General features: G+C 61.9%; 18 protein-coding genes and 2 pseudogenes. 11 read left to right on the forward strand and 9 right to left on the reverse strand.

Features of this window, described 5'->3' with window-relative positions; translation table 11 throughout:
- Nucleotides 1–2: 2 nt before the first annotated feature.
- The gene (locus AO268_RS33655) at nucleotides 3–758 is read right to left on the reverse strand and encodes a methyl-accepting chemotaxis protein (RefSeq protein ID WP_373562115.1); all 756 of its coding nucleotides are present in this window, start codon (nucleotides 756–758) and stop codon (nucleotides 3–5) included.
- A 102-nt stretch (nucleotides 759–860) separates the two neighbouring features.
- A pseudogene (locus AO268_RS33660) lies at nucleotides 861–2222 on the reverse strand (HAMP domain-containing protein); the annotation flags it as partial.
- A 161-nt stretch (nucleotides 2223–2383) separates the two neighbouring features.
- Here AO268_RS33660 and AO268_RS05730 point away from each other — a divergent pair.
- The 3 genes and pseudogenes from AO268_RS05730 to AO268_RS33670 all read left to right on the forward strand — a co-directional run bounded on the left by AO268_RS05730 (nucleotide 2384) and on the right by AO268_RS33670 (nucleotide 5455).
- On the forward strand, nucleotides 2384–3703 hold the full coding sequence (locus AO268_RS05730; RefSeq protein ID WP_176561343.1) for a Na+/H+ antiporter family protein: 1320 nt from the start codon (nucleotides 2384–2386) through the stop codon (nucleotides 3701–3703).
- Nucleotides 3704–3775: 72 nt separating this feature from the next.
- Nucleotides 3776–4597, forward strand: a pseudogene (locus AO268_RS33665) (cache domain-containing protein); the annotation flags it as partial.
- Between the two features lie 102 nt (nucleotides 4598–4699).
- The gene (locus AO268_RS33670) at nucleotides 4700–5455 is read left to right on the forward strand and encodes a methyl-accepting chemotaxis protein (RefSeq protein WP_373562116.1); all 756 of its coding nucleotides are present in this window, start codon (nucleotides 4700–4702) and stop codon (nucleotides 5453–5455) included.
- A 228-nt stretch (nucleotides 5456–5683) separates the two neighbouring features.
- On the opposite strand, the gene trhP is transcribed toward AO268_RS33670, so the two are convergent.
- Nucleotides 5684–7003, reverse strand: coding sequence for a prephenate-dependent tRNA uridine(34) hydroxylase TrhP (gene trhP, locus AO268_RS05740; RefSeq protein ID WP_099168131.1), 1320 nt, complete (start codon nucleotides 7001–7003; stop codon nucleotides 5684–5686).
- Nucleotides 7004–7165: 162 nt separating this feature from the next.
- On the opposite strand from trhP, the gene AO268_RS05745 reads away from it, so the two are divergent.
- Nucleotides 7166–8233, forward strand: a complete 1068-nt coding sequence (locus AO268_RS05745) for an AI-2E family transporter (protein WP_099168132.1) — start codon at nucleotides 7166–7168, stop codon at nucleotides 8231–8233.
- Here AO268_RS05745 and AO268_RS05750 read toward each other — a convergent pair.
- The 3 genes from AO268_RS05750 to AO268_RS05760 form a co-directional block, all read right to left on the reverse strand.
- Complete coding sequence (locus tag AO268_RS05750; protein ID WP_099168133.1) at nucleotides 8230–8409, reverse strand: hypothetical protein; 180 nt, start codon at nucleotides 8407–8409, stop codon at nucleotides 8230–8232. The genes AO268_RS05745 and AO268_RS05750 overlap by 4 nt on opposite strands.
- Before the next feature lie 109 nt (nucleotides 8410–8518).
- Entirely contained in the window at nucleotides 8519–8713 is a 195-nt protein-coding gene (locus AO268_RS05755; RefSeq protein ID WP_076964484.1) for a hypothetical protein, read from the reverse strand.
- Nucleotides 8714–8942: 229 nt separating this feature from the next.
- A complete protein-coding gene (locus tag AO268_RS05760; protein ID WP_076964485.1) occupies nucleotides 8943–9290 on the reverse strand; it encodes a hypothetical protein in 348 nt (115 codons plus the stop codon).
- A 165-nt stretch (nucleotides 9291–9455) separates the two neighbouring features.
- On the opposite strand from AO268_RS05760, the gene AO268_RS05765 reads away from it, so the two are divergent.
- Entirely contained in the window at nucleotides 9456–10274 is an 819-nt protein-coding gene (locus tag AO268_RS05765; protein WP_099168134.1) for a shikimate 5-dehydrogenase, read from the forward strand.
- 144 nt (nucleotides 10275–10418) lie between these two features.
- On the opposite strand, the gene AO268_RS05770 is transcribed toward AO268_RS05765, so the two are convergent.
- Nucleotides 10419–11069, reverse strand: a complete 651-nt coding sequence (locus AO268_RS05770; RefSeq protein WP_076962561.1) for a YceH family protein — start codon at nucleotides 11067–11069, stop codon at nucleotides 10419–10421.
- 115 nt (nucleotides 11070–11184) lie between these two features.
- On the opposite strand from AO268_RS05770, the gene AO268_RS05775 reads away from it, so the two are divergent.
- On the forward strand, nucleotides 11185–11694 hold the full coding sequence (locus tag AO268_RS05775) for a DUF1993 domain-containing protein (protein WP_076962562.1): 510 nt from the start codon (nucleotides 11185–11187) through the stop codon (nucleotides 11692–11694).
- A gap of 65 nt (nucleotides 11695–11759) precedes the next feature.
- Here the strand turns inward: AO268_RS05775 and sstT are convergent, their stop codons facing one another.
- Nucleotides 11760–12983 (reverse strand): serine/threonine transporter SstT, encoded by a 1224-nt coding sequence (gene sstT / locus AO268_RS05780; RefSeq protein WP_099168135.1) that lies wholly within the window; start codon nucleotides 12981–12983, stop codon nucleotides 11760–11762.
- A 192-nt stretch (nucleotides 12984–13175) separates the two neighbouring features.
- Here sstT and AO268_RS05785 point away from each other — a divergent pair, with 192 nt between their 5' ends.
- Nucleotides 13176–14330: an MFS transporter gene (locus tag AO268_RS05785; protein WP_099168136.1), complete on the forward strand. Its 1155-nt coding sequence runs from the start codon at nucleotides 13176–13178 to the stop codon at nucleotides 14328–14330.
- Here the strand turns inward: AO268_RS05785 and nhaR are convergent.
- Nucleotides 14327–15232, reverse strand: coding sequence for a transcriptional activator NhaR (nhaR, locus tag AO268_RS05790; RefSeq protein WP_099168137.1), 906 nt, complete (start codon nucleotides 15230–15232; stop codon nucleotides 14327–14329). The genes AO268_RS05785 and nhaR overlap by 4 nt on opposite strands.
- Nucleotides 15233–15366: 134 nt before the next feature.
- Here nhaR and AO268_RS05795 point away from each other — a divergent pair, with 134 nt between their 5' ends.
- From AO268_RS05795 to mnmH, 4 genes are all read left to right on the forward strand, one after another.
- Nucleotides 15367–15618, forward strand: coding sequence for a hypothetical protein (locus AO268_RS05795; protein WP_032857417.1), 252 nt, complete (start codon nucleotides 15367–15369; stop codon nucleotides 15616–15618).
- A gap of 28 nt (nucleotides 15619–15646) precedes the next feature.
- Nucleotides 15647–16396, forward strand: a complete 750-nt coding sequence (locus tag AO268_RS05800; protein WP_057726241.1) for a TerC family protein — start codon at nucleotides 15647–15649, stop codon at nucleotides 16394–16396.
- 94 nt (nucleotides 16397–16490) lie between these two features.
- Nucleotides 16491–17525, forward strand: a complete 1035-nt coding sequence (gene selD, locus AO268_RS05805) for a selenide, water dikinase SelD (RefSeq protein WP_099168138.1) — start codon at nucleotides 16491–16493, stop codon at nucleotides 17523–17525.
- The gene (mnmH, locus tag AO268_RS05810; RefSeq protein ID WP_076962567.1) at nucleotides 17525–18625 is read left to right on the forward strand and encodes a tRNA 2-selenouridine(34) synthase MnmH; all 1101 of its coding nucleotides are present in this window, start codon (nucleotides 17525–17527) and stop codon (nucleotides 18623–18625) included. Before selD ends, mnmH begins: the two co-directional genes overlap by 1 nt.
- Nucleotides 18626–18736: the final 111 nt, after the last annotated feature.

An 18736-nucleotide genomic window follows, 5' to 3' on the forward strand; every position in this document is an offset into this window, starting at 1 on the left:
CATCAGACCCGGAACTGATCCATCAACCCCTGCTGCTGATTGGCCAGGCTGTTCAGCGTCTGGCTGACCCGCGCCGATTCATTGGCCTGGCCCGACAGCGACTCGGTTACGTCGCGAATGCTCGCCACGTTGCTGTTGATCTCCTCGGCCACCGCGCTTTGCTGCTCGGCGGCGCTGGCGATTTGCAGGTTCATGTCGCTGATCACCGTCACCGCCTCGCCGATCTGGCGCAATGCCGTCACTGCCTGGCCCACTTGCTCGACACTGCCTTGGGCCTGGCGATGGCTGTTGCCCATGGAGCTCACCACGTCCTGGGTGCCGCTCTGCAACTGCTCGATCACCTGGCGGGTTTCTTCCACCGATTCCTGGGTACGCCGTGCGAGGTTGCGCACTTCATCGGCGACCACCGCAAAACCGCGCCCGGCCTCACCGGCGCGGGCGGCTTCGATGGCGGCGTTGAGCGCCAGCAGGTTGGTCTGTTCGGCAATCGCGCGGATCACTTCCAGCACCGAACCGATCTGCTCGCTATTGGCTGCCAGGCCTTCGACCTGGGCCATCGCCGTACTCATGTCGGCGGCGAGGTGGCCGATGCTGGTGGTGGTGCGGTCGATCACGGTCAGGCCTTCGCGGGTGGCCTGGTCGGCATCCCGTGCCGCGTGTGCCGCCTGGGCGGCGCTGCGCGCGACGTCCTGGGCGGTGGCGCTCATTTCGTGGGAGGCGGTGGCCACCTGGTCGACCTGGCGGTATTGCTGGTCCATGCCGGCGCTGGTCTGGCTGGCAATCGCCGCCGATTGGTCGGCGGTGCTGCGCGCGTCCTGCACCGAGCGTTTGACCTCGGCAATGATCGGTTGCAGTTTGTCGAGGAAACGGTTGAACCAACTGGCCAGTTCGCCCAGCTCGTCGCGCTTGTCGTAGGCCAGGCGCCGGGTCAGGTCGCCTTCGCCGCTGGCGATATCTTCCAGCATATGGGCCACGCCAAGGATCGGCCGGGTCACGCTGCGGGCCATCAGCCATACCAGCAGCAGGCCGACGATGGCGGCGAGCAGGCCCAGACCCAGTTCCAGCAGGGTGCCGCGGGTGTTGTCGGCATCCAGTTCGGCCTTGAGGGCTTCGGCGGGGCCGACCAGGACTTTTTCCGGCACATCCAGCAAGACGCCCCAGGACTTGCCATTGGGGATGGGCTGGAACGGTGCCAGCACCTTGAGTTGATGATCGGTGCGCAGGCTGTGGGTCTGGGTGCTGTTGGCCATGGCGCTGATCAGTTGCGCGCCGCTGGCGGTATCCACGCTGTCCAGGCGCTGGCTGAGCTTGCTGGCATCCGGGCTGTAGCCGGCGAGCAAACCCACCGGGCTGATGATGCTGACGCTGGTCTGGCCGTCATACAGCTTGCGGCTGGCGTTCTGGCTGACTGCCTGCAGGCTGTTGAGGTTGATGTCCACCGACAGCGAGGCAATGACTTTGCCATTGACCGTCAGCGGGAACACGATGCTGGTCAGCAAGACGTTGCGCCCGTCGATCACATAGAAGTACGGCTCGATCACACACGGCTTGAGCGTGGTACGCGGGCAGGTGAACCAGGTGTTGGCCTTCTCGCCGCTGGGGCCGACGCTGGTGTCGGCCATATCGCTTTCCGGCAGCGCCATCGAGGTCAGCGTGCCGGGTGTCGGCTGCGACCAGTACAGGGCAAAGCGTCCCTTTTCATTGCTGCCCAGCTCCGGTTGGCCGGCGAACAGCTCATCCTTGCCATCCAGGGCGTTGGCTTCAAACACCAGGGACAGGCCCAGCAGGTCCGGGTTGGCTTGCAGGGCGGCCTTGACCTGGCGGGTCAGGTCTTCACGCAGGTCGAAGGCATCGAGGAAGCGCTTCTCGGCCTGTTCGCGCAAAAACAGCACCTGGCGCGAAAACCCATGGCCATATTGGTAGGCGTCCATAAACTGCTGGCGAATGCCCAGTGCCTGGACTTCGCCCTGGGCTTCGATCCGCGCCTGGGCTGCGACGTCGAGCATGTCCATGCTGGAGGCCTTGACCCGTTGCGAACTCTGGTCCATGCGGTACAGCGAAAGACCCACCAGCAAGGTTACGATCCCCAACAGACAAAGGCCGGCGAGGAGGGTGATTTTCCATTGAATGGACAGCTGCCTGAGCGACATGGAGATCCTTAACCTTTCGTTACGACAGAGATGATCCACCGTATCGGCCGGGCAGCTTTTTTCTTTATTCATACGTTCGATTGAATCTGTGGGCGACGTCGTTCTTTGACATGACGCGCCCGCTGTTGCAAAGTGCGCGCCCTCTAATAAAACTCCTTTTTTGCTTGTGCCCAGGCTGCCAATAACCCGGCGGGCGAGGCCCGGGCGTGTGTTTCTGTCTTGAGGTAACCATGATTAACGCAGTAATCGCCGCAGTCGGCACCATGCTCGTGCTGAGCCTGTCCCGCGTGCATGTGGTCATCGCGATCATCGTCGGCGCCCTGGTCGGTGGCTTGACCGGAGGTCTTGGGATCGACGCGACGCTCAGCGCGTTCAACAGCGGCCTGGGCGGCGGTGCCACGGTGGCGCTGTCCTACGCGTTGCTCGGCGCTTTCGCCGTGGCGATTGCCAAGTCCGGTCTGGCCCACGCCTTGGCGGACAAGGCCCTGCTGCTGGTGGGGCGTCAGGAGGCCAGCGGTGGTAATCATGTCAAGTGGTTGCTGATCTGCCTGCTGGGGGCGGTGGCGATTGCCTCGCAGAACATCCTGCCGATCCATATCGCTTTTATCCCGCTGCTGGTGCCACCTCTGTTGTATGTGCTGACCAAGCTGCAGATTGACCGGCGCCTGATCGCCTGCGTCATGACCTTTGGCCTGATCACCCCGTACATGTTCCTGCCGGTGGGCTTCGGCAATATCTTCCTCAACCAGATCCTGCTGGCCAACGTCGCCAAGAGCGGGGTGGATATCAGCCAGGTCAATGTCACCCATGCCATGGGCATCCCGGCGCTGGGCATGGTGTTCGGCCTGTTGGTGGCGGTGTTTATCAGCTACCGCAAAAAGCGCGTCTACGACCTGGCGAAGATCGAGCGGGTCGAGCAGGTGGCCGTGCACTACAACCCGCTGACCTTGCTGGTGGCCGGGCTGGCCATTGCCTCGGCGTTTATCATCCAGTTGTGGCTGGATTCGATGATCGTCGGTGCCCTGGCGGGTTTCCTGATCTTCTCGGTGTCGGGCATCGTGCGCTGGCGCGACACCGATGATCTGTTTACCGAAGGCATGAAGATGATGGCGATGATCGGCTTTATCATGATCGCCGCCTCGGGGTTTGCCGAAGTGCTCAAGGCCACCGGCCAAGTGCAGACCCTGGTGGAGTCCTCCGCCGCCTTTATCGGCCACAGCCGTGGCGTGGGGGCGCTGTTGATGTTGCTGGTGGGCCTGCTGGTGACCATGGGCATTGGCTCGTCGTTCTCCACGGTGCCGATCCTCGCCGCGATTTTTGTACCGTTGTGTGTGCAACTGGGCTTCAGCCCACTGGCCATTGTGTGCATCGTCGGCACCGCCGGGGCCCTCGGTGACGCCGGTTCGCCAGCTTCGGACTCGACCCTGGGGCCGACCTCGGGTTTGAATATCGACGGCCAGCATCACCATATCTGGGACACCGTGGTCCCGACCTTCCTGCACTACAACTTGCCGTTGCTGGTGTTTGGCTGGTTGGCCGCGATGACTCTGTAGCAACGAGCTTCCTACAGTTTTCTCTTTTAGGGCCGTTAACCTCTTAACGTTGCCCTACAAGAGAGAAGATCCATGCGTCTGAGTCTGAAGGCCAAAGTCCTGTCCCTCGCCGTACTGCCGGTGTTGTTGTTTGCCGTGGTCATCAGCCTGACCACCGTGTGGATCCTCAAGGAACAGGCGCGCACCGAGGTGGCCGAAACCCGCCAGCGCCTACTCAACAACGCCAAGGCCACCCTGCAAAGTTATGTCGAAGTGGCGATGACCACCATCAAGCCGCTGTACGACGCCGCCGCCCCTGGCGATACAGAGGCGCGGGCGCAAGTGGTCAAGCTGCTGTCCAACACCACCTACGGCAAGGACGGTTACTTCTTCGGCTACGACTCCGAGACTATTCGCCTGTTCAAGGGCAACAGCCCCGAAGGCGTAGGCAAGAGCTTCAAGGACAACCGCGACCCCAACGGCGTCTACGTCAACCGCGACCTGGTCAAGGTCGGCAAGGACGGCAGCCACTACCTGCAATACAGCTCGACCCAGCCGGGGCAAACCGAACTGGTGCCCAAGCTCGGCTATACCGAATACCTGCCCAAGTGGGACATGGTGATCGGCACGTCAGTCAACCTCGACGGGATCGACGCCCTGGTCAGCGAAGTGGAAGCCAAGGTCAACGAGCGCATGGAAGGGGTGCTGTTGAGCATCGTTGGCATAGCGGCGGTGTTGCTGTTGCTGATCGCGGCAGTGGGCATGGTGCTGGCCAATGCCATCCTGCGGCCCTTGCACCTGATGAAGGTCAACCTCGATGACATCGCCGCCGGTGAGGGTGATTTGACCCGGCGCCTGGCCATCACCAGTCAGGACGAACTGGGTGAACTGGCGGGCTCGTTCAACCGGTTTGTCGACAAGATCCACGGCCTGGTGCGCCAGATCACGGACATGACTGCGCAACTGACCGGGCTGGTCAGCCAGGTGTCCGAGCAGGCCCACCGTTCGGAACAGGCCATGGAACGCCAGCGCCAGGAAACCGACCAGGTGGCCACCGCGATCAATGAAATGTCATCCGCCGCCCATGAAGTGGCACGCAGTGCCCAGAGTGCGGCGGTGGCGGCGCAGCAGACCGACGCCGAAGGCCAGGCCGCCAAACGTGTGGTGGATGGCAGCATCGCGCAGATCCATGCGCTGGTAAGTGATATCCGCAGCAGTGGCGTGTCCCTGGACAGCCTGCAACAGGACGTGTCGTCGATTGTCAGCGTACTCGGGGTGATCCGCTCGATTGCCGAGCAGACCAACCTGCTGGCGCTCAACGCCGCGATCGAAGCGGCCCGGGCCGGTGAGGCCGGGCGTGGGTTTGCGGTGGTGGCCGATGAGGTCCGTGCACTGGCCAGCCGCACCCAGCAAAGCACCCAGGAAATCCAGGGCATGATCGACCGCCTGCAAAAGGGCACCGAGGCGGCCGTGGAATCCATGCGCCGCTCCAGCGATGCCGGCGACGGCACCTCGGCCCAGGCCAACGAGGCCGGGGCGTCCCTCGACACCATGGCGCAACTGATCGGCACCATCAACACCATGAACGCGCAGATCGCCAGCGCCGCCGAAGAGCAAACCGCCGTGGCTGAAGAGATCAACCGCAGCGTGCATCAGATTGCCGTGGCAGTGGACAGCGTGGCGGACGAGACCCAGCAGGGCGCGCAGACCTCGCGCAGCCTGGCGGACCTGGGGCAGCGGTTGGGGCAGTTGGTGGGGCAGTTCAGGATCTGACCTGGCAATTGCGGTGCTGGTTCTGGCCCCATCGCAGGCAAGCCAGCTCCCACATTTGAATGTATTCACCGTTCAAAATGTGGGAGCTGGTAGGGCAGTTCAGGCTCTGACCTGGCAATTGCGGTGCTGGTTCCGGCCCTATCGCGGGCAAGCCAGCTCCCACATTTGATCGGTGAACACGGTCAAAATGTGGGAGCGGGCTTGCCCGCGATGGGGCCCTAAAGGCCGCTACACGTCCCGCATCAACAACCCAAACCCGATATCCATCTCCAGCGGCACCGGCACATACACCGTATGCCCATCCCCCGGTGCCACCTCAATCGCCTCACCCTTGGCGTTGTGCATCATCCCCAAATCAAAATGGAAATTCCCCGTCGGGGTCATCAATTCCAGGTGATTGCCCACGGCAAAGCGGTTCTTCACCTTGACCTCGGCCAGTTCGCCGCGTCGCTCCCCGGTCAACTCCCCGACAAACTGCTGGCGCTCGGAGACGGAGCTGCCGTTCTGGTAGTTCTGGTATTCGTCATGCACATGGCGGCGCAGGAAACCTTCGGTGTAGCCGCGCTGGGCCAGGGATTCGAGGTTGGTCATCAAGCCCCGGTCGAACGCGCGACCGGCCACCGCGTCATCAATGGCCTGGCGGTACACCTGGGTGGTGCGCGCCACATAAAAGTGGGATTTGGTGCGGCCTTCGATCTTCAGCGAGTGCACGCCCATCTGTGTCAGGCGCTCCACATGCTGCACCGCCCGCAGGTCCTTGGCGTTCATGATGTAGGTGCCGTGCTCGTCCTCGAAGGCCGGCATCTGCTCATCCGGGCGGTTGGCCTCTTGCAGCAGGAACACCTGGTCGGTGGGCGCACCAAGGCCCAGGGTCGGCTCGGGCTGATACTGCTGGACGATATCGCCTACGGTGTTTTCGGCCGCCGGGGTGGCCTGGTATTTCCAGCGACAGGCGTTGGTGCAGGTGCCCTGGTTGGCATCGCGCTTGTTCATATACCCCGACAACAGGCAGCGCCCGGAATAGGCCATGCACAACGCGCCATGCACAAACACTTCCAGTTCCATGGCCGGCACGTGCTGGCGGATCTCGGCGATTTCTTCCAGGGACAGCTCCCGCGACAGGATGATCCGGCAGATGCCTTGCTGCTGCCAGAACTCGACGCTGGCCCAGTTCACCGTGTTGGCCTGCACCGACAAATGGATTGGCATCTGCGGGAAGTGCCGGCGCACCAGCATGATCAGGCCCGGATCGGACATGATCAGCGCGTCCGGCCCCATGGCGATCACCGGTTCCAGGTCCTTGAGAAAGGTTTTCAGCTTGGCATTGTGCGGCGCGATATTGACCACCACATAAAAACGCTTGCTTTGGGCTTGCGCTTCGGCGATGCCCAGGGCCAGGTTGGCGTGGTCGAATTCATTGTTGCGCACCCGCAGGCTGTAGCGCGGCTGGCCGGCGTAGACCGCATCGGCGCCGTAGGCAAAGGCATAGCGCATGTTTTTCAGGGTGCCGGCGGGGGCGAGCAATTCGGGGGCGAGGACAGGAGGCATGGGGATTCGGGTCGCAAAAGGGCGGCAGGGTAGCCGAGCCGGGCCAGGCGGTTATTGATCTGGGTCTACGCTGTAGAAATAAAGATGGCACTCGCCGGATGCGTGGTGGACTAAGCAACAGGGCGCGCTGGGCGCCCGGCGTTTTTCTGGCATGGATCGGACATGAACCAAACGAATCTGCAATTCAAAACCCTGCTGTTGCTGCTGGTGATGGTGACCCTCGCGTTCTTCTGGATCCTGTTGCCGTTCTATGGCGCGGTGTTCTGGGCAATCATCCTTGGGATCATCTTTGCGCCTCTGCAGCGGCGCTTGCAGCTCAAGTTTGGCTGGAACCGCAACCTCACGTCGCTGTGCACCTTGATGGTGTGCCTGGTGATCGCGATTTTGCCGGTGATCATCACCAGCGCCTTGTTGGTGCAGGAGGGCGCGACGCTGTACAAGAACGTTGAAAGCGGCAGATTGGATGTGGCGGGCTACCTCGAACAATTCAAGAACTTCCTGCCACCGTACTTCCAGCACCTGCTGGACCGCTTCGGCATGGGCAACCTGGAAGGCTTACGCGAGAAAATCGTCAAGGGCGCGATGCAGGGTAGCCAGTTCTTTGCCAGCCAGGCATTCAGCTTCGGCCAGGGCACCTTTGATTTCCTGGTGAGCTTTTTCATCATGCTGTACTTGCTGTTCTTCCTGCTGCGCGACGGTCCCGACCTGGTGCGCAAAGTGCGCACGGCGGTGCCGCTGGCCGAACCACAGAAGCGTCGCCTGCAGCTCAAGTTCAACCGCGTGGTGCGGGCGACCGTCAAGGGCAATGTGCTGGTGGCCGTGACCCAAGGCGCGTTGGGCGGCCTGATCTTCTGGTTCCTGGATATCCCCAGCGCGTTGCTCTGGGCGGTGCTGATGGCGTTTCTGTCATTGCTGCCGGCGGTGGGCGCGGGGATTGTGTGGGGGCCGGTGGCCGCCTACTTCCTGCTCAGCGGTTCGATCTGGCAAGGGGTGGTGCTGGCGTTGTTCGGGGTGTTTGTGATCGGCCTGGTGGACAACGTGTTGCGCCCGATCCTGGTGGGCAAGGACACCAAGATGCCGGACTACCTGATCCTGATCTCGACCCTGGGCGGCCTGTCGGTCTTCGGCCTCAACGGTTTTGTTATCGGGCCGTTGATTGCCGCGCTGTTTATCTCCAGCTGGGCACTGTTTGTTGAAACCAAACCCCGGGTGCGCCTGCCATTGCCCTAGGCTGAGAAGCAGTGGGCCATCTTACGTGACAGGGCCTGGGCATCGGGCAGCGACGTCAGGGGGCCGCTGATGGCTTCACCGTCGCGTACCAGGTACCAGCAGGCGAGCAAACCGCGCTGGCGCAGGGGGACGGGGACGGCACTGCCGACGACGGACATGATCTGGATAGTGGGCATATCGACCTCCATTGCTGATGGAAGTCACCTTACGGCGGGTTGGCGTCGAGGGAAAATCACCCTGCTCGATAGTCAACATCACTGCCATCGAGACTGCGCCGGCAGGGGCTCAATCAACCACCTGGTCCAGCATGTTCAGCACTTCCTGCTCATTGAGCAGGCCCTTGCGGACCAGATTTTCTGCCAGCAGCGCGAGAAACTTGGCGCTGCGATGGCCTTCCAGGTGCTTGAGCTCGGTCAGGGCGCTATAGACCTTGCTTGACGTGCAGAGGCCGGCGGCACGGTGCGGGTTTTGTGTGGGCATGCTGGGTCGTCCTTGTTGTTATGACCTGTTATAGGTGGACAGTTTCAATAGTGAGAGTGTTGCGTGACATAAACATGACAGCGCGGCCCCCGGTTGGGCAAGTGTACTTTGGCCTTAATCGTGTCGGATTCAGCAGCCAGCGTTGTCCCCATAACGACTTTGGCGAGCGTTATCCAGACCGGGTCCATAAAAAAGCCCCGCCTGGTGTGGGGGGCTTTTTCTGCCGGGCTTACCAGCCGCGCCTGTAATAGCCGCGGGGCGGACCATAGTAGCCGCGTGGTGGCCCGTAATACACGGGCGCCGGGCGGTAATACACCGGCTGTTGCACATATACCGGCGCCGGCTGGTAATAGACCGGTGGAGGGGCGGCATACACCGGCGGTGGTTGGTAATACACCGGTTGTTGCTGCACATACACCGGCCGATCATGGCTGGCGATTACCGAGCCCACTACGGCTGCGCCGACCACTGCACCCAATACGGCCGGGCCACCCCAACCGCCACCATGGGCGAAGGCTTGGCTGGCTACAGCAAATGCACCGATCAGCAAGGCGATCCTGGGGATTTTACGCATCATGGTCTTTCCTCGGTTGGCCCCAGCGCTTGTGGTCTGCAATCAATAGACTCAAGGATTGTCGCGGGGATACTTTTAAGACAACGTATTTCAGGAAAACAGCACCGCGACTCGGTAAAGGTTGTGTAAGGTCTGTACCGGTTTGCCTACTTGAAAAAGGAATCACCGATGCTGATGAACCCCAATAAAGATACCCAGTTGTGCATGTCGTTGTCGGCCCGCCCAGGCAATTTCGGCCTGCGATTTCATAACCATTTGTATGAGCAGTTGGGGCTGAACTTCTACTACAAGGCCTTCAGCAGCCAGGACTTGAACGGCGCCGTGGCCGGGATCCGTGCATTGGGTATCCGGGGGTGTGGGGTGTCGATGCCGTTCAAGGAAGCCTGCATCGCACTGGTGGATGAACTCGACGACTCGGCCCGCGCCATCGCCTCGATCAACACCATCGTCAATACCGCCGGGCACCTCAAGGCCTACAACACCGATTACATCGCCATCGAACAACTGCTGCAAAAACACGCGGTGCCCAAGGAGTCGACCTTCGCCCTGCACGGCAGCGGCGGCATGGCCAAGGCCGTGGCCAGCGCCTTGCGCGATGGTGGCTATGCCCATGGCCTGATCGTTGCGCGCAATGAAGCGGCGGGCCGGGCCCTGGCGCAGAACCTGGGTTATCAGTGGCAGGCGACCTTGGGGGACGCGCGCCCGCAGATGCTGGTCAACGTGACGCCGATCGGCATGACCGGCGGCGCCCAGGCGCAGGACCTGGCATTCGAGGCCGATGCGATTGAGGCGGCCGACACTGTGTTCGATGTGGTGGCGATTCCCGTCGAAACGCCGCTGATCGTACGTGGCCGGGCCCAGGGCAAGCGGGTGATTACCGGGCTGGAAGTGATCGCGATCCAGGCCCTGGAGCAGTTTGTGCTGTACACCGGCATCCGGCCGACGGACGAGCAGTTCCAGAAGGCCGTGGATTTTGCCCGGCAGTAACAAATCTCACAAACACCGCCGGCCCCTGTGGAACGGGCTTGTGTGGGAGCGGGCTTGCCCGCGATAGCGGTGGGTCAGTTAATAAATAGTTGACTGACACTCCGTCATCGCGGGCAAGCCCGCTCCCACAGGGGGACGCGGTGTTTATTCGAGACGGGACAGGCGCTCTTCCAGCGCCGCAATCCGCGCCTCCAGCTCCTCGATGCGTTCCAGGGAAACCCCGCTGCCAGCGCTGCTGCGCTCCACCGGGCTACCCCGGGCCGCCAGGATCGCCTCGATATCCGCCGGGTCGCCCAGGGAGTGGGTGTAGCGGTCTTCGCGCTGGCCTGCCTGCTTGGGCACCAGCACCGCCAGATCGCGAGCGATCAGGCGTTCGAGTTGATGCACCACTTGCTCGGCATCTTCAAAATCATGCATGCGCCCGCTGCGGGTCAGCAGTTCATTGACCGTCTGCGGGCCACGCAGAAACAGCAGGCCGGTCAGAATCACCTGTGCCGGCACCAGTTCCAGGGCCTTGTCCACCCGGTGTTCCCAGCGGTCGGCGCGACTGCCCATCACCAGTTTGGTAAAACCACGGCCTTCCAGGGCGCGCAGACTCTGGCCGACCTGGCCCTGGCTGAGGTTCATCACCGGTTCGCGGCTGGTTTTCTGGTTGCAGGCCAGCACCAGGGCATTGAGGGTCAGCGGGTAGGTTTCCGGGTTGGTGGCCTGCTTCTCGATCAGGCAGCCCAGGACGCGGATTTCCGTGCTGTTGAGGCGCGGCTCGGAGGAAGTGGTGTCGTGCTCGGTGGTCATCGCGCTTTCCCTATGCAGTGAGCCCACTAGCCTAATCCCGAAAAAATAAAAGACAAGCAGCGCGCATGGCTATAATCGCCGCTGTTCAAACCCTGTCACCACTGTCGAGACTGCCATGACTATTTCCCTGTACGCCGCTTCCCTCCCGGTCTTCAAGCAAATGCTCAACGCCCTGAGCGATGTGCTGAACAAGGCCGAGGCCCACGCCAGCGCCAAGAATATCGATCCGAACGCCTTGCTGCAGGCACGCCTGTACCCGGATATGTTTCCGCTGGTGCGCCAGGTACAGATTGCCGTGGATTTTGCCAAGGGCGTTTCCGCACGCCTGGCCGAGATTGAAGTGCCGAAATACGAAGACACCGAAGTCACCTTCGCCGACCTGCAAGCGCTGATCGCCAAGGTCCTGGCCTTTATCGACACCATCGCCCCGGCACAGGTCGACGGCAAGGAAGGCATCGAGATCGTTACCCGTCCGGGCACCCCTAAAGAGAAGCGCTTCAGCGGCCAGTCCTACCTGCTGACCTACGGCCTGCCGCAGTTCTTCTTCCACGTCACCACTGCCTACGCCTTGCTGCGTCATAACGGTGTGGAAGTGGGCAAGCGTGACTACATGGGCGCGTTCTAAGCCCTGAGTAACCCTGCAAAACAAATGTGGGTGGGAGCTGGCTCCCACCTGCTTACCGCGTTGTGTCAGGCCGGGTTCTTGTCTTCCTGGCCCAGGCACGCCGCTGCAGTGAACAACACGTCGGTAGACGAGTTCAGCGCGGTTTCCGCCGAATCCTGCAACACCCCGATAATGAAGCCCACGGCCACCACCTGCATGGCGATTTCACTCGGAATGCCGAACAGGCTGCACGCCAACGGAATCAGCAGCAACGAGCCACCGGCCACACCCGACGCGCCACATGCACAGATCGCCGCCACCACACTGAGCAACACGGCGGTCGGCAGGTCGACGGCAATGCCCAGGGTATGCACGGCCGCCAGGGTCAGCACAGTGATGGTGATGGCGGCGCCGGCCATGTTGATGGTCGCCCCCAACGGGATCGATACCGAATAGGTATCTTCGTGCAGGCCCAGGCGCTCACTCAAGGCCAGGTTGACCGGGATATTGGCCGCCGAACTGCGCGTGAAAAACGCCGTGATCCCGCTTTCACGCAGGCACAACAGCACCAGCGGGTAGGGGTTGCGACGCAATTTCCAGAACACGATCGCCGGGTTGACCACCAGGGCCACGAACAGCATGCAGCCGATCAGCACCAGCAACAGGTGCGCATAGCCCAGCAGTGCATCGAAACCAGAGGCGGCAAGGGTCGAGGCCACCAGGCCGAAAATCCCCAGCGGTGCGAAGCGAATCACCACGCGCACAATCAGCGTGACGCCGTTGGACAGGTCGTCCAATACGGTGCGGGTGGTTTGCCCGGCATGGCGGATCGCGATGCCCATGCCGATGGCCCAGGCCAGGATGCCGATGAAGTTGGCGTTCATCAGCGCGCTGACGGGGTTGTCCACCACGCTGAGCAGCAGGCTCTGCAGCACTTCGCCGATCCCGCCAGGGGCGCTGATGGCCACGTCATGGGTGCTGAGCACCAGGTTCGACGGGAAGAGGGTGCTGGCAATCACCGCGACCACCGCCGCCGAAAAGGTGCCCAGCAGGTATAGGAACAGGATCGGCCGGATATGGGTTTCCTGGCCATGCTTGTGGTTGGCTATCGAGGCCATCACCAGCACAAACACCAGGATCGGCGCCACGGCCTTGAGCGCCGAGACAAAGACCTTGCCGATAAACGCGGTAGACAAGGCAGCACTGGGCGACAGCAGGGCCAGTAAAATGCCCGCGATCAGGCCGATGACAATTTGGGTCACCAGGCTGAGGCGCAGCAGGCGTTGAAACAGCGAAGGGGCAGCAGTCATAAAGAGTGTCTCTAGTTTTTTTAATGTGTACAGCGCTATGCAGGGCGCGAAGTCTAACATGCTGTAGGAGTTATCCTGTTCGTTGCGGCATTCAGTCGCCGTCACATTCTGTTAAGATTCGCCATCCTCTTCTTATCTCTCTGCCAGCGGGCCCTTGGGCCAGCGCTGGCGTCGCCGTTTCTGGAGTTGTGCATGTTGTTGCCCATCCTGCTGTTGTCCGCAGCCGGTTTTACGGTGTTGACCACCGAATTTGTCATCGTCGGCCTGTTGCCCTCCATTGCCCGTGACCTGGAGGTCAGCGTGTCCCAGGCCGGGCTGCTGGTGACCCTGTTTGCCTTCACTGTGGCGGCGTTCGGGCCGTTTCTTACCGCGTATTTCGCGCGTTTCGAGCGCAAGCGCCTGTTTATCAGCATTCTGTTGATGTTCGGCGCGGCCAATACCCTGGCGGCCCTGGCGCCGAATATCTGGGTGATGGCCGTGGCCCGCCTGATTCCCGCCCTGGGGCTGCCGGTGTTCTGGGCCCTGGCCAGTGAAACGGCGGTGGATATCGTCGGGCCGGACTACGCGGGCCGGGCAATTGCCAAGATCGGTTTCGGCATTGTCTGTGCCACCGTGTTCGGCATTCCGGTGGGCACCCTGATCTCTGACATGTTCGGCTGGCGCACCGCCTTTGGCATTCTCGCCGGGGTGGCGCTGCTCAAGGCGTTGCTGCTATTGATTTACCTGCCGGCGATCACGCTGAAGAAAGACCCCGTGACCCTGCGCTCGCAGTTCAAGATCCTGCGCAATCCGTTGATGCAGGGCCATGTATTGCTGTCGATCCTGGTATTTAGCGGCATGTTCACCGCTTATACCTACCTGGCGGACATTCTCGAGCGCCTGGCCGGTTTCGATGGCACCCTGGTGGGCTGGTGCCTGATGGGCTTTGGCGCCGTCGGCCTGATTGGCAATTCCCTGGGCGGGCGCATGGTCGATAAGCATCCGCTGATCGCGTCCATGGTGTTCTGCGGCTTTATGATCGCCGGCATGGTGGCGCTGGTCCCGGCGATCCACTCCACCCTCGGCTTGGCGGCAGCCATGGCTGTCTGGGGCGTGACCCAGGCGGCGCTGTTCCTGGTCAGCCATGTGCGGCTGATGAAGGCGGCGCCCCATGCGCCGGCATTTGCCGCGTCCTTGAACATTGCCGGGGCCAACCTGGGCATTGGCCTGGGCGCCATGGTCGGCGGGCGGGTGATCGACACCCTGGGCCTGGGCAGCCTGGGGTTCGCCGCGTCGGGGTTTATCCTGCTGTCGATCCTCCTGGCCCTGTGGTTGATGACCGCCAAGACCCGGGTCGCCTGCGCCTAGGCCGGCAACGCGGTAAACAGCTCGCGGCGGGCGCCTTCGGTAATCGCCACGATGCCGGGGTGCTTGACCTTGCGCTCCACCGAGATGGCATAGAACGACTCGGTGACCGCGTCCGTCTGGCCAATCAAGGCCACGCCGTATTGGCGCAGCACTTCCTCGGCAATCACGCTGGGGGCAATGAAAATCCCGCTGCCGGACTGGCCAAAGGCTTGCATCAAGGCGCTGTCGTCGAATTCGCCGATGATCTTCGGGCGGATCTGCTGCTCGGCGAACCAGCGCTGCAAGCGGCTGCGCACCACGGTTTCCGCACCGGGAATCAACAGTGGCGCACCGTGCAGGCATTGTGGGAAATCGCCGCCATGCAGGTCCGCCAAAGCCTGGGTGGCGAAGAAACTGATGCCACATTCCCCCAGCTTCTGGCTGTAGCCCTTGATATCCAGGTGCGTCGGCATCGGGCTGTCGGAAATCACCAGGTCCAGGCGCTGGATCGCCAGGTCGGCCAGCAGCCGTTCGAGTTTGTCTTCGCGGCAGGTAATGCGCAGTGGCTCGCTTAACTCCATGGTCGGCGCGATCAGGCGGTAGACGATGGACTTGGGCACCACGTCCGCCACGCCGACGCGAAAGACAATCTGTTGTTCATGGGGCTGGGCGCGCAACATGGCTTCCAGCTCGTTGCCGGTCTGGAATATCTGCTCGGCATAGGGCAGGGCCTGGCGCCCGGCCTCGGTCAGCTCCAGCTGGCGGCCGACGCGTTGAAACAGGGCGATACCAAAGGTCTGCTCCAGCAGGCTGATTTGCCCGCTGATGGTCTGCGGCGTGAGGTTCAGTTGCTCGCACGCACGCACGATGCTGCCGGTCTTGGCGACCACCCAGAAGTAGTGCAGTTGTCGGTAATTGAGCATGGCGACCGTTACTTCGTAAAAACCGAAGTATACGCGATAAAAATACGAATTTTACTGAAGTATTCACCTGCATAGAATGCCTCGCTATCGCGGGGCCACTACTTGGACCCAATGGTTCTAACGAGGAATACATCATGAAACTCAATTCTTTCGGTGCGGCATCGTTGCTTGCGCTTTCATTAGTGATGATTAGCGGCTGCGATCAGGTCGAAAAAAGCACGCAGCAGGTCCTGGACAAAGCCAGTGAGTCGGCCAAGCAAGCGATCGACGACACCCAAAAGGCTGCCGAGCAGGCATTGAGTGAAGCGACACAAGGCCTGATCAGCCCAGAAAAAAAGGACGATCAGGAAACTAAAGAGTCTGAATCGAACACCAAAGAAACTTAATCTCCCAGCACAACGTCAGGACTGACCTATGGATTACCTTTTACAACTGGCCGCCAGCCCCACTGCCTGGGTGGCGCTGGCAACCCTGATCGTCATGGAAATCGTGCTGGGGATCGACAACCTGATCTTCATCTCGATCCTCACCAACAAGCTGCCGGAGCAGCACCGGGCCAAGGCACGGCGCATCGGCATCAGCATGGCGCTGATCCTGCGTCTGGGCCTGTTGAGCACCATCGCGTTTATCGTGCAACTGACGGCGCCGGTGTTTGAAGTGTTCGGCCAGGCGTTTTCGTGGAAGGACATGATCCTGATCGCCGGTGGCCTGTTCCTGGTGTGGAAGGCGACGACCGAGATCCACCATAGCATGGACCCGGAGCCCGAAGAGAAGGCCAGCGTCGGCAACACAGTGGCGATCGGCTTCGCCGCCGCGATCGGGCAGATCCTGTTGCTCGACCTGGTGTTTTCCATCGACAGCATCATCACCGCCGTGGGCATGACCGAGCACTTGCCGATCATGATCATTGCCGTGGTGACCTCGGTGATCGTGATGCTGGTGGCGGCTGAACCCCTGGCCAAGTTCATCAACGACAACCCGACCGTGGTCATGCTGGCCCTGGGCTTCTTGATCATGATCGGCATGACCTTGATCGCCGAAGGCTTCGGTGCCCATGTGCCGAAAGGCTACGTGTACGCGGCCATGGCGTTCTCGGCTGCCATCGAGTGCCTGAACATTGCACGGCGCAATCGGCACAAGCGTTTGCTCGCTGCCCGTCAGTAATCGCCAGGCCCCCAAGGCCGGCTGCGCTCACAAGAGCCCAGCCGGCCTTTTGCTGTCTGTTAGAATCCCCGCACTTGATAGCTTGAGGTCCACCATGAACGAGCCGATTCGCCTGACCCAGTACAGCCACGGTGCCGGTTGCGGCTGCAAGATTTCGCCGCAGGTGCTGGAAGTGATCCTCGCCGGCAGCGGCGCGCAGAACCTCGACCCCAAGCTCTGGGTGGGCAATGCCTCGCGGGACGACGCGGCGGTGTACGCCATCGATGACGAGCGCGGGGTGGTGTCCACCACCGACTTTTTCATGCCGATCGTCGATGATCCCTTCGATTTCGGGCGCATTGCCGCCACCAACGCCATCAGCGATATCTACGCCATGGGCGGCGATCCGTTGATGGCCATCGCCATTCTCGGCTGGCCGGTCAATGTGCTGGCCCCGGAAATCGCCCGGGAAGTGATTCGCGGTGGCCGCTCGGTGTGCGACGCGGCGGGCATTCCCCTGGCCGGCGGCCATTCCATCGACGCCCCGGAGCCGATCTTCGGCCTGGCCGTCACCGGGCTGGTACACAAGCGCCATATGAAGCGCAACGACACCGCCACCGCCGGCTGCCGCCTGTACCTGACCAAACCCCTGGGCATCGGCATCCTCACCACGGCCGAGAAGAAGGGCAAACTGCGCGAAGCCGATATCGGCCTGGCGCGGGACTGGATGTGCACCCTCAACACGCCCGGCAGCCGTTTTGGCAAGCTGGCCGGCGTTACCGCCATGACCGATGTGACCGGTTTCGGCCTGCTCGGGCACCTGGTGGAAATGGCGGACGGCAGCGGGTTGACCGCGCTTATCGAATACGAAAAAGTCCCACGCCTGCCGGGGGTCGAGTACTACCTGGACCAGGGCTGCGTGCCCGGCGGTACGTTGCGCAATTTCGACAGCTATGCCAGCCAGTTGGGCCGTCTCACCGAGTTGCACAAGCGCGTGCTGTGCGACCCGCAAACCAGTGGCGGGCTGTTGGTGGCGGTCACGCCGCAGGGTGAAGCCGAGTTTCTGGCGGCCGCCGCCGAACTGGGGCTGAACCTTGCGCCCATTGGCCAGTTGGTTGAGCGACAGAGCAACGCGGTAGAGGTGTCTTGATGCCCATCGACATCACCGATTACCGCGACATCTTTCTCAATGACCGGCCGATGATGGATACCCGTGCCCCGGTCGAATTCGTCAAGGGCGCGTTCCCCGGCGTGGTCAACCTGCCCTTGATGAACGACGACGAACGCCAGCGGGTAGGCACTTGCTATAAGCAGCAGGGGCAGCAGGCGGCGATTGTGCTGGGGCATCAGTTGGTCAGTGGCGCGACGTTGCAGGAGCGGCTGGCGCGCTGGGCCGCGTTTGCCCGGGCCAACCCTGACGGTTACCTGTATTGCTTCCGGGGCGGCTTGCGCTCGCACTTGGTGCAGAAGGTGCTCAAGGACGAGGCGGGCATCGACTATCCCCGGGTCGGCGGTGGCTACAAGGCCATGCGTACCTTCTTGCTGGAGACCGTGGACCAGGCGGTCGAGCAATGCGATTTCGTGTTGCTGGGTGGCCTGACCGGCAGTGGCAAGACCGAGGTGCTCCATCAGTTGCACAATGGCCTGGACCTGGAGGGCCATGCCAATCACCGGGGCTCCAGCTTTGGCAAACGTGCCACGGGCCAGCCGTCGAATATCGATTTTGAAAACCGCCTGGCGGTGGACGTGCTGAAAAAGCGCGCGCGGGGTATCGAGCAGTTTGTGCTTGAGGACGAAAGCCGCATGATCGGCAGCTGCGCCTTGCCGCTGAACCTGCACCGGGGCATGCAGGCGTATCCGATGGTATGGCTGGAAGAGAGCCTGGAAAACCGCGTCGAGCGGGTTCTGCGCGACTATGTCATTGACCTGTGCGCGCAATTCAACGCCGAGTTTGGCGAAGCGGGGTTCACCCTGTTTGCCGAGCGCCTGGTGCAGAGTCTGGCCAATATCCACAAGCGTCTGGGTGGGGAGCGCTACCAGCGCTTGCACGGGCTGATGCAGGAAGCCCTGGCCGAGCAGGCCCGCTCGGGGAACGTGGATTTGCATCGCGGGTGGATTGTCGGGCTGCGTGAGTACTACGACCCGATGTACGCGTTCCAGCGTGAGAAGAAGGGCGCGCGGATCGAGTTTGCCGGGGAGCAGGCGGCGGTGCTGGAGTATTTGCGCGAGCGTGCTGCCCGGCGCGGGTGATGGGGTGGTTTCTAGGGCCTCATCGCGAGCAAGCCCGCTCCCACATTTTGGACGGTGAATACATTCAAAATGTGGGAGCGGGCTTGCTCGCGATAGGGCCCTAACATTCAC

Origin of the sequence: Pseudomonas sp. ICMP 8385 (assembly GCF_002699915.1) — a bacterium.
GTDB lineage: Bacteria > Pseudomonadota > Gammaproteobacteria > Pseudomonadales > Pseudomonadaceae > Aquipseudomonas > Aquipseudomonas gessardii.

What these genes read in the sequence shown, in the direction of transcription:
- AO268_RS05795 (WP_032857417.1), top strand. Translation starts at nt 15,367, where the DNA reads ATGAAACTCAATTCTTTCGGTGCGGCATCGTTGCTTGCGCTTTCATTA.
- AO268_RS05760 (WP_076964485.1), bottom strand. Translation starts at nt 9,290, where the DNA reads ATGATGCGTAAAATCCCCAGGATCGCCTTGCTGATCGGTGCATTTGCT.
- AO268_RS05755 (WP_076964484.1), bottom strand. Translation starts at nt 8,713, where the DNA reads ATGCCCACACAAAACCCGCACCGTGCCGCCGGCCTCTGCACGTCAAGC.
- AO268_RS05750 (WP_099168133.1), bottom strand. Translation starts at nt 8,409, where the DNA reads ATGCCCACTATCCAGATCATGTCCGTCGTCGGCAGTGCCGTCCCCGTC.
- AO268_RS05800 (WP_057726241.1), top strand. Translation starts at nt 15,647, where the DNA reads ATGGATTACCTTTTACAACTGGCCGCCAGCCCCACTGCCTGGGTGGCG.
- AO268_RS05775 (WP_076962562.1), top strand. Translation starts at nt 11,185, where the DNA reads ATGACTATTTCCCTGTACGCCGCTTCCCTCCCGGTCTTCAAGCAAATG.
- AO268_RS05785 (WP_099168136.1), top strand. Translation starts at nt 13,176, where the DNA reads ATGTTGTTGCCCATCCTGCTGTTGTCCGCAGCCGGTTTTACGGTGTTG.
- nhaR (WP_099168137.1), bottom strand. Translation starts at nt 15,232, where the DNA reads ATGCTCAATTACCGACAACTGCACTACTTCTGGGTGGTCGCCAAGACC.
- AO268_RS33670 (WP_373562116.1), top strand. Translation starts at nt 4,700, where the DNA reads ATGGAACGCCAGCGCCAGGAAACCGACCAGGTGGCCACCGCGATCAAT.
- AO268_RS05745 (WP_099168132.1), top strand. Translation starts at nt 7,166, where the DNA reads ATGAACCAAACGAATCTGCAATTCAAAACCCTGCTGTTGCTGCTGGTG.
- AO268_RS05765 (WP_099168134.1), top strand. Translation starts at nt 9,456, where the DNA reads ATGCTGATGAACCCCAATAAAGATACCCAGTTGTGCATGTCGTTGTCG.
- selD (WP_099168138.1), top strand. Translation starts at nt 16,491, where the DNA reads ATGAACGAGCCGATTCGCCTGACCCAGTACAGCCACGGTGCCGGTTGC.
- sstT (WP_099168135.1), bottom strand. Translation starts at nt 12,983, where the DNA reads ATGACTGCTGCCCCTTCGCTGTTTCAACGCCTGCTGCGCCTCAGCCTG.
- AO268_RS33655 (WP_373562115.1), bottom strand. Translation starts at nt 758, where the DNA reads ATGGACCAGCAATACCGCCAGGTCGACCAGGTGGCCACCGCCTCCCAC.
- mnmH (WP_076962567.1), top strand. Translation starts at nt 17,525, where the DNA reads ATGCCCATCGACATCACCGATTACCGCGACATCTTTCTCAATGACCGG.
- AO268_RS05770 (WP_076962561.1), bottom strand. Translation starts at nt 11,069, where the DNA reads ATGACCACCGAGCACGACACCACTTCCTCCGAGCCGCGCCTCAACAGC.
- trhP (WP_099168131.1), bottom strand. Translation starts at nt 7,003, where the DNA reads ATGCCTCCTGTCCTCGCCCCCGAATTGCTCGCCCCCGCCGGCACCCTG.